Raw genomic sequence first — 11,765 nt, forward strand, 5'->3', positions numbered from 1 at the left:
CCCGCGGGTCGGCGGGTCTGCGGGCCCAGGCCTGGCCGCTCCGCCCGGGAACGTCAGCCGCGGGGCACCGTCACGGGCACGGTGACGCCGTCGCCGAGGTGCACGTGGGCCCGCCCCGGTCGGGGGCGAGCTGACGTGGCGCTGCGGGCCAGCTGTGCCCCGACGAGCTCCCCGTCCGAGGTCATCCTCGGGCTGAGCACGGCGCCGCAGCGGTTCCGGCGGAGGTCGGCGTGCCAGCCCGTGAAGCCGACGCCGAGGTCCGCGGCCGACCCCGCGGCCACCAGGGCACCGGGCCCGTCGGCGCACGAGCGCACGAAGTCGGCGAGCCACGCCGCCGCCGGGGCGTCCTTGACGAGCTCGGCGTCGTCGACGACCAGCACCCGCCCTTCCGGTGCCTCGTCGCCGAGGACGGCGTCCAGCTCGTCGGAGCGGAGGTCGGGGCCACGCAGCACGGCCACCACCCCGGGCAGCCCGTCCAGGCTCCGGAGCGGTGACGACCGCGGTGTGACGACGACCACCTCGAGCCCCTGGGCGAGGAGGGACCGCACCATGCTGACCAGGACGGTGCTGCGTCCGCTCCGTGGCGGGCCGCCGACGACGAACGTGCCCGGAGCGTCGGCGAGGCGCGGGCCGACCGGCACGAGGTCGTCGCCGCCGATCCCCACCATCGCGAAGGCGCTGCCGAGGGCAGCGGGATCGTGACGTGACCACGCGCCGTCGAAGGTCAGGTCGCCGTCCAGCCGGTCGAGCCGGAACGGCCTGCGGCCGGGCGGCACGGCGAGGTCACGGCGGACGGCCTCGCCCGCCGCCTCGCGGAGGGCCTCGGCCTGGGCGCTGCCCGAGGGGTCGGCACCGACCACCGCCACCTGGGTCTCCGCGCCGCTGACGGTGTCCGCTCCGCGCCCGGGGCCGGGCTCGTCGGGCATCGACCTGGGGTCGAGGCCTGCGAGGCCGTAGTCGGCGCGGTCGGCCATGCGCAGGACGAGCTTGCGCTCGACGAGCGTCGCCATCCTGCCGCTGACGAGGAGCCGGTCCCCCGTCACGACGAGGTGCACGCCGACGGCCGCCCCCTCGCGCAGCAGGAGCGTGACGAGCTCCACCGGTTCGCCGAGGTCGAGGTCGCCGAGGCTGGCGACGAAGCCCTCCCAGGGGTCGATCATCAGCACGACGTGGGGCAGGCGGTCCTCCTCCGGGGCGGCCCGGCGCTGCTCCGTGACGCTGGCCCAGCTGCCGGCGGCGAGCACCGTCTGCCGCCGGAGCGTCTCCTCCACGAGGCGTGCCAGCAGGCGGCGCGCCCGCTCGACCTCCGTGCGGCGCACGACGGCGCCGGTGTGCGGCGCCGACGCGAGCGGGAGCAGCGCCCCGCTGCCGCAGTCGATGCCGTAGAGGTGCACGTCGGCGCTCGAGGTGTGGCGGATGATCGACGCCGCCAGGGTCCGCAGCACCTGCGACCTCCCGCTCCGGGCGGCGCCCGCGACGAACAGGTGCCCGTCGACGTCGAGGTCGAGTGCTGCTGTCCGCCGGGCCTGTTCCCGAGGGTGGTCCTCCAGCCCGAAGGGCAGGGGCGGCAGGGTGCGCGGTGGTCCGCCGCCTCCGGCCTCGGCACCGACGAGGTGCTCCAGCTCGACGAGGGCGGGCAGCGCGTCCAGCCAGGGCCGGTGCGGCCGCTCTCCGCCGCGGAGCGCCTCGGCCTCCACCACGGCGGCGACGAACTGGACCAGGTCGGTCGTCTCGTGGTCCCCGACGGCGGCGGTCGCGGGCGGACGGGGCTCCGGCCCGGCCGCCCCGTCCCACGACAGCCGGGCAGACCAGGTGCCGTCCGGTCGGGACTCGCGCTCGGCGCGGCCGCCGACACGCCCGGCCTGGAACGGCACGAGCGCCCCCGCGCCGAGGCGCACCAGGGCGCGCCCCGGTGCGGACCGGGGGATGCGGGAGGCGTCGGCGGCGTCGATGACGTCGGTGCTCTCGCCGGCGTCCGTGACGCGCAGGGCGATGCGCAGGTTGGTGTTGGCCCTGATCTCGGACGACACCACTCCCGACGGTCGCTGCGTCGCGAGCACGAGGTGGATGCCGAGGGAGCGCCCCCGCTGGGCGACGTTCACGAGCCCGGTGACGAAGTCGGGCAGCTCCCGGGCGAGGCTCGCGAACTCGTCGATGACGATGAGGAGGCGGGGCAGGGTCGGGAGCGTTCCGCCCTCGGACCGGCGACGCGCCTCCTCGTAGTCCTCCAGGTCCTTGGCCTCGGCGAGCGCGAGCAGCTGCTCACGACGGTGGAGCTCGGCGCCCAGGCTCGTCAGCGCCCGCTGGACGAGGTGCGGATCGAGATCGGTGACCATGCCCACGGTGTGGGGCAGCGGGCCGCAGTCGCGGAAGGCGGCACCGCCCTTGTAGTCCACGAGCACGAAGGTCATGGAGTCGGGGGCGTTGGACGCGGCGAGCGAGGCGACGACGCTCTGCAGCAGCTCGGACTTCCCCGAGCCCGTCGTGCCGGCCACCAGGGCGTGGGGGCCGTCCCGCCTCAGGTCGATCGAGAAGGGACCGTCCACGCCCTCGCCGAGCAGCACCTCGGTGCTCGGCGCTCTCTCGGCCCACCGCGCGAGGACGGCCCTGCCGCTCGGGCGGTCGAGGCCGAGGACGTCGAGGAGGCGCGAGGACGTCGGCAGTCCGCCGGTGTCGCCCCCGTCGTCGACGTCGACGACGGGGGCGAGCGCCCACGCGACGGAGTCGTGCCAGCCGACGGGCAGGGCGTCGACCCGCACGTGCTGGACGTCGGCCTCGCGGTGGGCGGAGAGCTCGTGGGCGCTGCGCCCGGCCTGCACGACCGTGACGCACTCCTCGGGCAGTGACCGTCGGTCGGAGTCGAGGCAGAGTGCGACGACCCCGACGGCCGGTCCGTCGCGGAGCACCGTGACGAGGCCCGGCAGCGCCCGGAGCCGGCGTGAGCCGTCGACGACGACGAGCACGTCGGGGGCGTCCAGCACGGCGCCGCTCGACTCACGGCGGGCCCGCTGTCGCGCGTCGACGACGGCGGCCAGCTCGGTGAGCCTCCGGGCGACGGACTCGGAGTCGTTGCCGAGGCGGACGCGGCTGTCCGCGTCTCCCTCGTCGGGGCGGGCGTGGGGCACCCAGGCGAGCCAGCCCCAGTGCTCCTCGGCGTCGCGGTCCGTCAGCACGACGACCATGAGGTCTCGAGGGCTCTGGAGGACGCAGAGCTGGGCCACCATCCACGCGGCGAGCGCCCGGCGTTCGGGGGTGCGCCCGTGCAGCCCCACGACACCCCGGTCGGCGAGCGCCACGGTGACGGGCACGGCCCGCGCGGGGCTGGCGACGGTGCGTCGGTGCTCCAGCAGGTCAGGGTCGTCGAGGGTGACGCCGGAGGGCAGGTCGGCGACGCCGATCCGCACGGTCAGGTGGTCGGGGTCGTCCCGGCGCCGTTCCCAGAGCCGGGCGCGACGCCGGACGGCCAGGTCGAGGAGCGTCGCGGCGTCCGGGCAGCTGGACCGCAGCTCGTCCTGCCGACGCACGACCGCCTCCGCGGCGTCGGCGGCCACCGCCTGGCGGGTGGCCGCGTGCGACGCGAGGGCCTCGCGGTGCGTCACCCGGCCGTTGCGCCGGTCGTACAGGTAGTTGCCGACGAGGATCACCGGCGAGAGCAGTCCGAAGACGAGGAAGGTCGGGTTGTCGAGCACCAGCACCATGACGCCGCCCATGACGAGCGGGGCGGCGGCGGCGACGATCGGCAGGGGGCGCCGAGGGGGCGCCTGCGGCTGCGCCGGGTACCGGAAGGCGGTCGTGGGGGGCTCGGGCAGGAGTCGCGGTGGGCGTGCGTGCTCCAGTCGCCCTCCGCCCTCGGCGAGGCCGATCGCGGCGGAGGCCGTCCCGGCGTCCGCGACGCCCAGCAGCACCTCCCCCAGCTCGACCACCGACGACGGCGTCAGCGCGATCGTCGTCGTCAGCGGCACGCCGTCGACGGTGACGGGCGGGACGTCGGGGTCGTCGCAGGCCACGGGAGTGATCGAGAAGCGCGATGCTCCGTCGAGCTGCACGAGGGCCGCGACCGGGGCGACTCCTCGCGCGGCGAGACGGACCGTCGCCTCGGGCGCCGATCCGACCACGACGGTGCCGGGGTCGACGTGGAAGACCGTGCCGGCCCCGGGGCCGCCCACGATGCGGATGCTGGGCAGGTCGGGCGGCAGTGCGGCGACGCCAGGAGGACCGCCGATCGTGAGGACGCAGCCCTCGAGCACCGTTCCCTCGGCGATGCGCGCGCTCTCGGCGACGCGGGCGCCGTCGACCGTGACGGCGGTGCCGAGAGCTGCGGCATCCGGACCGTCGGCGCGGATGCCGACCAGCGGTGCAGCCTGTGCGACGAGCTCCCCCACCGTGGTGTCGGGCGAGGTCTCGAACACGACGTCGGCCGAGGCGCCCGTCACTCCGTCGCGGACGGTGACCGTGAGCCTCACGTCGCCCTGACGACGCTGATGCCGTCGACGAAGGCTCGCGCCACCGGCACCTTCACGGGGACGAACTCGGGCGGGCCGACGTCGCACGTGACCCGGAGGTCGAACGGCCCCGAGCGGAACGCGAAGATGCTGGTGACCGTGATGCCGCCGTCCAGCTCGGCGTAGCGCAGCCCGTAGACACCGAGGCCGAGGGAGTCGGTGGTCACGTCCTCGAGGACGGGCGGCTCGATCCCCGGCAGGTCGCTCTCGAGGACGAGCTCGCGGAGGGTCGCCTCCCGGTCACCGTAGACGAGGCCGAACTGGATCCGGAGCAGGCTGAGCTCGCTGCTCAGCGAGGGCAGGTACATGAACTTGAGCTCATTGGGCGTCTGCCAGGTCGCGAGCCGGTCGAGCACCTTGACGAGCCACTTCTTGCCGGCCCGGGTCGGGGCCGCCGTCCGGGCGACGACGTCGCGGACGGTGGCGGCGATCCACGACCTGGCGGTGTCGTGCCCCTGGTGGGGCCATCGGGCGGGCAGGGCGATCCAGAGTCCGGGGTCGTGCTCGACGAGCACCTCCCACCCGTCGGCGGTGCGGGGATCGAGGCCGTCGTCGCCCGTCGGCTGGATGTCGTCGGAGGTGAGTTCGTGGTGCGTCATGCCTGTTCCTTCTCGAGAGGGGCGGGCGGGTGCGCCCGTCATGTCGTGGGTCGATCGGTGATGACGCGCCCCTGGTCGTCGAGCCAGCGAACGGTGGTCATCATCGCGTCGAAGAGCTCGACCAGCGCGTCGGCCACCTCGATGGACTCCTCATCCGGACGGCGCGGTCGCGGCTGCGATGCGAGGCCGAGGCCAGCAACGGCCCGGCCGCTGATCACGGTGAGCGTGAACGACGCCATCAGACAGTCGCTCCCTGCGACACGTGCCAGCACCGTCCGACGGCGGAGCACGCGGTCATCGGCGACCTCGGCACGTGTGCCGTCTCGGTCCCCGTTCCACGCGACGGCTGCCTCACGTCCTACGGACATCGCTTCGGCGCCCCGGGCGACTCGCGCGAGGAGCAGCCGGTCGAGGTCGGCCCCGGCACCGGGCGCGGTGGGCACGAGCGTCACCAGGACGCTCGCCGTGCCGTCCAGACCGGGGATCCGGCCGGCGGTCACGAATGCATCGAGGACGAGCCCGTCCATCCCACGCTGCGTCGAAGACTCCGACAGTCGGGCGCGCATCTGTTCGAACTGAGCCCACTGCGCTGCCTCGAGATGGCTTCCGGGAGGTGTGACGATCTCCCCTGGAGTCGTCACACGAACGAAGGTCCGGGGCACTGCCATCGCGTACGCGTCGGCGACGGGGCCACCCGAGGCTGTCTCAGACATGAGCCCCCACATTCGCCGACAACTCGGTCGGGCCACCTGCCTCGGTGCCCGAAGGGCTCGACGCGGGGATGCGTCGCAGCCATCGCACGAGGCAGATGCTTCCCACGACGGCCGCAGCGAGGAGAAGCACGGCAGCCGGGTAGATGCTGTCCCGGGGCCATCGTGCGGAATCCGGAGAGATCGCGCTGTAGCCCGCGGCGAAGAGACCTGACAACAGCAAGTACAGGGTCACGAACCCGGGCTCGAGTGGGTAGCCGTACTTCGCCGGTGTCCGAACGGTCTCGACTGCTAGGACGATCAGGACCACACAGCTGATCCAGAAAGGCAGGCTCGACCCCACTACGGGAGGCTCCCCCGGAGCACCCGACAGCAGCCCGAGTCTCGGTGACTGCTCTCGGCCCGACATCAGGAGCACGAGGGGCACACTGGCGAGATAGAGCTGGACCCCCCAATACCAGAGACCACAAGCCAGGAACGCGACCATGTAGATGGTCACACCAGGGCGCCGTGTCGCTCTGCTGTGTGCAGCCCGTCGGCGCCCGGTCGCGGATCGGCGCGAGGGAGCACTCACGATCTCGTCACCGCCCACTGAGCTCGTGTGGGTTCCACGATCTCCTCGACGACGGCCTTGACTTGCCCGAGACCGTTCAGGAAGCGGGCAGTGTCCAGCTGGCGGACGATCCGTGTCACGGTCTCGACGTCATCGGCCGCAGAGCCGGGCCGTCCCGACCGCAAGAACGATCTGATCTGGGCCGCGTCCACGTCGCCCAGCGATCGGGCGAGCATCTTGTCGCCGATGCCCGGCGCTCCCCGGGAGAACGACGCGCTCACCCATGCAGTAGCGAGGCGGGGCGGCACGCCCGTTCGCACGAGTTCAGCCGCGCGTGCCGCCTGGACGCCCTTGACCGCTGAACCAGCTCCCTTGACCAATGCCGCGCCCGTGCCCATCGTCGCCAACGAGAGTGCGCTGAGCCCGAGGTCCAAGAGGGTCGCGGTGCCTGCCGCAGCGCGGAGCGCCGTCAAGGCGAACGAGAAGACCAACGCGGCTGCCGCGAACGGCGCCAAGGCCGGGAACACTATGGCGGCCAGCCCCAGCGCCATCCCCAGACGGTCTGTCCAGGTGGCGATGACGTCGATCCACGCGTCGTTCTCCTCCATCCACGTCCGGAAGGCGTCGTAGGCGGTGCCTGCGGCCCCGCGGACGTCGTCCCACCACGAGTCGCCGAGGCCGTCGGCGCCGAGGTCGTCGAAGCAGGCGATGGCCGCCGTCGCGGCGGCCTCGAGGTCGGTGACGGCGTCGTCGACCTGACGGCCGTGCTTCACCACCCGTCCCGATGCTTCCTCCTCGCGGAGGCGCTGCACGCGAGCGAGCTCCTGGTAGTCGAGCTGCGCCTCCTCGCTCGTCGCCAGGAGGGCCATGCCCTCGTAGCGGTCGGCGAGCACGGTGGCTGCGTCGCGGTCGGTGACCGCAGCCTCGTGCTCTCGGACGGCCGGGCCGGCCTGCTCCTGCGCGTTCCGCAGGGCCGTCGCGTAGGTCCGGAGCGCGTCGGAGGCGCCGACGTACCGCCGGTGCACCTGCCGCAGCTGCGTCTCGACCTCCCCCGCCTTCGCGAGGAACGCCTCGATCGCATCGCTCTGTGCGGCCTCCACGTCGAGTTGGTGGAGCCCCTCAGCCGCGGACGCGATCAGTTCGGCGGTCTGCCCGAAGCGCGTCGCGGCGGCCGACACCATGTCGGGGTCACCCGCGACACCTGCCTTGGACAATGCGCCGTCCACCCTCATGAGGACGCCTCCTCGTCCGGCAACGCGGCGGCGAGGCCCTCGTCCGCCGCCGTGAACCCGTCAGCGATGGACGTCGCGGACGTGCTCAGTCCACCGATCTCGTCGCTCAGGACCCGCCGGGTGTCGTCCCAGCTCCGGGTGAAGGAGTCGACCCGCTGCGCGAGGCGGGGGTGGCCGAGGTGCTCGGGCGAGACCGTCGCCGCTCCAGGGGCGTCGAAGACGGTCTTGACGCCGCTCAGGGTCGTGGACAACCGCCGCAGCGCCTCAGCGTCGAACGACAGGGTCGCTCTGGTCATGTGTGCTCCTCAGGAAGGTGGCCATGCCGTCGCCGGCACGGCCACCGGGGTGGTCAGCGGTCAGGGGTCAGCGGAGGCTGGCGGCCAGCTGCTCGTCGGCCGCCTGCAGGGTCTCGGCCGCGTTCTCGAGGAACCGCGCCATGCTGTCCAGGGCAGCGATGGTCGTGCTCGCACCGGTGCTGAACTCGCCGTACGTGGTCGCGAACGCCTTCGAGGAGCTGTCGGTCACGTAGCCCGAGGCCACCAGGTTGTCGATCTGCCCCTTGAGGCGCGAGAGCTGCTCCTCGATCGACGCCTGCCCGGTGCGCAGGTGGGTCGCCTGCGTGCGCAGGTCGTCGTAGGTCACGGTCACGTTGGCCATGGGTTCTCCTGTCTCGTCGAGCCGTCAGGAATGACGACTGCCATGAATATTCCACATGAGACAGACTGGTCGCACCACTTTCCACAGAATGGACGAGAAATGACCAGAAGAAGGAGCCTGGGGAGGCGCGGGGCACCACCCGAGGGCCCGATCGTCGTCGACGCCGCGGCCGTCGCTGCGCTGCGCGACCAGGGCCTGCTGTCACGGGTGCAGACGCTGCCTCCGCCGCCTCCCGAGGGTCTGGTCACAGCCGTTCCCGCGGCGGCCGCCGTCATCCCGCCAGGCCCCGCCGTGCCCCCTCCCCGACGGCACGTGCCCTCGCCCGCGCCCGCCGACCTCGACGACCCCGAAGGCCTCGACGACCTCGACGACCTCGACGTGACGGTCCTCCGTCCGCGCTCCTACGAGCTCGTCCTCCCCGACGGCGAGGCCGTCCCTGTCGACCGCGACGGCGTCGTCGTGGGCCGACGCCCGCGACACGCCGCGCCGCCACCCGGCGTCTCGACCACCGCCGACGTGGCTGCCACAGCCCCCGCAGCAGCCCTCACCACCGCGCCAGCTCCCCCGGCGTCGATCACCGTCACGGACGAGACGCGTCAGCTGTCGCGCGCCCACTTCCGTGTCTGGGCCGACGACGCAGGGGCCGTGGTGATCGACGACCTCCACTCCGCGAACGGCACGACGCTCCTCCGCCCCGACGGCGGGCCGGTCACGGTCGAGCCCGGGGTCGGCGTGCAGCTGACGCCCGCCGACACGATCGTCGTGGGCGACCACCGCTTCACGCTGCGGCGGTCACGCCCCGCCCCGTGACGACGAACCACGTCGTCGCACCCGAACCACGCCGCGGCGTGGTTCCCGTGCGAGAACGTGGTGCGTGGCGGGGAAACCGCTAGATCTTCTCGATCGGCGCGACCTTGATCAGCAGCTTCTTGCGGCCGGCCGTGTCGAACAGTACCTCGGCGATGCGGCGGGCACCGACGCCGGTGACGGCCATGACACGGCCCTCGCCGAAGTCGACGTGCGAGATGCGGTCGCCCTGCTCGAGCTCGAGGTCGCCGTTGTCGCGCACGGTGCCGGTGACCCGGTTCGACCACTCCGTCTTCGGCTTGGTCTTGGCCGCCGCGGTCGCGCGGTCGTAGCTGCCGCCGCCGTAGCCGCCGCTGGCGCGCGGGGACGAGCCGAGACGGTCGCCCGCACCGCCCTCGCGACGCGCGTTGAGCGCCCGCGGCTGCGTGCCTCCTCGACTGTCGGCCATGCCGGGCGACTGCTTCCAGTCGATCAGCTCGACCGGGATCTCTTGCAGGTACCGCGACGGCATCGCCACGTTCACCTCGCCGAACTGGGCCCGCGTCGCGATCGAGACAGCGTCGACGGGTAGGGCCCGTCCTCCCCCGCGACGCCCCCCGCCTCGTCGTCCACAGGAAGAAAAGGTCGTCCCTCATCCGCCGCGACACCTTCGCCAGGGTCATCGCATGACCTCATCGCACCGCCCTCCCAGGCCACCTCGTCCTGCTCTCCTCACGGCCCTCCTGATCGTCCTCGCCCTCGTGGCCGGGCCGCTCTGGCTCGCGGCGCCCGCCACGGCCGTCACGGGCGCGGGCCTCGGCACCGGCCACCTCTGGCGCGGCGACGGCGTCTCGTACCTCGGCACCTACCGACTCGACGACGGGCGTCAGGCCTTCTGCCTCGAGGCCGGCAAGTCGTCGCCCGTCGGCAACCACTACGACACGGAGACCGGCTCGGAGGTGGTCGGCGTCTCGACCGCCGACCACGCTCGCCTGGCCTACATCGCCCGCACCTGGGGCGACACCACCGACGCCGACACGGCCGCTGCGGGGCAGCTCGCGGTGTGGACGATCACGGGGCTGAACGGGCACACCCAGCGGTACTACGCGGGGCGCGCCAACGAGCGCTGGCCGATCGTGCTCGACCGGGCCAACGAGATGCTGGCCGAGGCGACGGCCGCAGCGTCGACCTCCGTCACGGCGTCGACCTCCGTCGAGCTCCGCGACGACGGCACGGGCACCCTCCGCTCCGACCTGTCCGTCGACCGGGTCGGCGGCGGGCCCGAGCTGCTCACGCCGCAGCACGACGGCACCGTCGCCCTCACGGGCGGGGCGTTCGCCGACGGCTCGACGACGGCGGTCGTCCAGAACGGCGTCGACCTCGACTTCCGCGCGACCGGCGACCTCGCCCAGGTCGAGGTGTCGGCCGACACGCGCTTCGACGGGCTGCCCTACGGGCGCATCGTCACGGCCGGAACGAGCCCGGCCGGCTCGCAGCGCATCCTCTTCTCCGGCGGCACCAGCGTCGAGGCCTCGGGCGCGGCGAGCGCCGAGGCCCTCTCGCCGCTGCCCTTCCGCCCCCGGGTAGAGACCCGCACCAGCGACGTCGTCGCCGAGCCCGGCACGACGGTCACCGACCAGCTCACCGTCGACGTGCTGCCGGGCGAGGGGCTCCTCTCGGAGTGGGGCCGCCACGACGTCGCGGGCACGTGGCAGCCCGTCCCCGTCACCGTGCGCAGCCGCCTCCTCGGCCCCTTCCGGGAGCCCGTCGCGCGCGCCGACGACTGGCCCTCCGACGCGCCCGTCGTCTGCGACGTGAGCGTCGTCGTCGACGAGGGCCCCGGCACCTACACGACGCCGGGCTGCGAGCTGCCGAGCGGCGGCTGGTTCACGTGGGTGGAGACGATCGACCCCTCCGACACCCCGGTCGACGCGGGCCGGGACCGCGTGCAGGGCTGGCGCTCTCCCTTCGGCACCGCCTCCGAGACGACCTTCGTCCCGTGGGCGCCCGAGGTCTCCACCACCGTCGTGGGGGCCGACCAGGTCGAGCCCGGCGCTTGCGTCAGCGACGAGCTGACCGTCACCGAGTGGAACGGCCAGGCGCCGGAGGCGCGGGTCGACACCGTTCTCGTCGGTCCATTCCCCGAGGCCCTCGCCGCCGGTCACGACCTCGGCCCGATCGCGGAGATCGACGAGGCCCTGCTCGCCGGCCGGGCCAGCACCACGGTGAGCGGCGACGGCACCTACGAGTCGCCGTGCCTCCCGGTGGAGCGCGAGGGCCACTACGTGTTCCTGTTCACGTCGGAGGGCTCCGTGCCTGACGCCGACGGCGTCCAGGTGGTGCCCGCGTTCGCCGACACGACCGTGCACCTCGCGGAGTCGTTCAGCGTGGTGGCCCCCGAGGTCCCCGAGCTCCCCGCCGAGACGCCCGCGCCGGCGACGGCACCGGCGGGGCTGGCGTTCACCGGGGCGGACGGCAGCCTGCAGGCGGGTGCGGCGGCGCTGGGCGTGACGCTGGCCGGGGCCGTGATGCTCGTGGCCTCCGTGGCGCTCCACGTCCGTCGTCGCCGACGTGGCCACGGAGACACCCCCGAGGAGCTGCCGGTGTCGAGCGCCCCCTGACGTCCTCACGGCGCACCCGCGGGACCGCAGGCCTCCTGGCCTGCGGTCCCGCGGTCCCGCGGGTCGGCGGGTCTGCGGGCCCAGGCCTGGCCGCTCCGCCCGGGA

The 11,765-nt window shown here is 73.7% G+C and carries 8 protein-coding genes and 1 pseudogene; 2 read left to right on the top strand and 7 right to left on the bottom strand.

The window, feature by feature from the left end:
* Nucleotides 1-53 precede the first annotated feature (53 nt).
* The 6 genes from IFT45_RS16275 to IFT45_RS16300 all read right to left on the bottom strand — a co-directional run bounded on the left by IFT45_RS16275 (nucleotide 54) and on the right by IFT45_RS16300 (nucleotide 8,253).
* Nucleotides 54-4,463: an FtsK/SpoIIIE domain-containing protein gene (locus tag IFT45_RS16275; protein WP_192129456.1), complete on the bottom strand. Its 4,410-nt coding sequence runs from the start codon at nucleotides 4,461-4,463 to the stop codon at nucleotides 54-56.
* Nucleotides 4,460-5,101 (bottom strand): hypothetical protein, encoded by a 642-nt coding sequence (locus IFT45_RS16280; protein ID WP_167260325.1) that lies wholly within the window; start codon nucleotides 5,099-5,101, stop codon nucleotides 4,460-4,462. Before IFT45_RS16280 ends, IFT45_RS16275 begins: the two co-directional genes overlap by 4 nt.
* Nucleotides 5,102-5,139: 38 nt before the next feature.
* Nucleotides 5,140-5,628: a hypothetical protein gene (locus IFT45_RS16285; protein WP_192129459.1), complete on the bottom strand. Its 489-nt coding sequence runs from the start codon at nucleotides 5,626-5,628 to the stop codon at nucleotides 5,140-5,142.
* 753 nt (nucleotides 5,629-6,381) lie between these two features.
* Nucleotides 6,382-7,596 carry a putative T7SS-secreted protein gene (locus IFT45_RS16290; RefSeq protein ID WP_192129461.1) on the bottom strand — a complete coding sequence of 405 codons (1,215 nt, stop codon included), beginning with the start codon at nucleotides 7,594-7,596 and terminating at the stop codon, nucleotides 6,382-6,384.
* Entirely contained in the window at nucleotides 7,593-7,892 is a 300-nt protein-coding gene (locus IFT45_RS16295) for a hypothetical protein (RefSeq protein ID WP_192129463.1), read from the bottom strand. Before IFT45_RS16295 ends, IFT45_RS16290 begins: the two co-directional genes overlap by 4 nt.
* A gap of 67 nt (nucleotides 7,893-7,959) precedes the next feature.
* The gene (locus tag IFT45_RS16300; RefSeq protein ID WP_056057240.1) at nucleotides 7,960-8,253 is read right to left on the bottom strand and encodes a WXG100 family type VII secretion target; all 294 of its coding nucleotides are present in this window, start codon (nucleotides 8,251-8,253) and stop codon (nucleotides 7,960-7,962) included.
* A 99-nt stretch (nucleotides 8,254-8,352) separates the two neighbouring features.
* Between IFT45_RS16300 and IFT45_RS16305 the strand changes: the two genes are divergently transcribed.
* Nucleotides 8,353-9,063 carry an FHA domain-containing protein gene (locus IFT45_RS16305; RefSeq protein WP_192129465.1) on the top strand — a complete coding sequence of 237 codons (711 nt, stop codon included), beginning with the start codon at nucleotides 8,353-8,355 and terminating at the stop codon, nucleotides 9,061-9,063.
* Between the two features lie 79 nt (nucleotides 9,064-9,142).
* On the opposite strand, the pseudogene IFT45_RS16310 reads toward IFT45_RS16305, so the two are convergent.
* Nucleotides 9,143-9,604 (bottom strand): annotated as a pseudogene (locus IFT45_RS16310) (ATP-dependent DNA helicase PcrA); the annotation flags it as partial.
* Between the two features lie 121 nt (nucleotides 9,605-9,725).
* Between IFT45_RS16310 and IFT45_RS16315 the strand changes: the two are divergent.
* Nucleotides 9,726-11,660, top strand: coding sequence for a hypothetical protein (locus tag IFT45_RS16315; protein WP_192129467.1), 1,935 nt, complete (start codon nucleotides 9,726-9,728; stop codon nucleotides 11,658-11,660).
* Nucleotides 11,661-11,765 lie beyond the last annotated feature (105 nt).

This window comes from Frigoribacterium sp. CFBP 13707 (genome assembly GCF_014842245.1).
GTDB lineage: Bacteria > Actinomycetota > Actinomycetes > Actinomycetales > Microbacteriaceae > Frigoribacterium > Frigoribacterium endophyticum.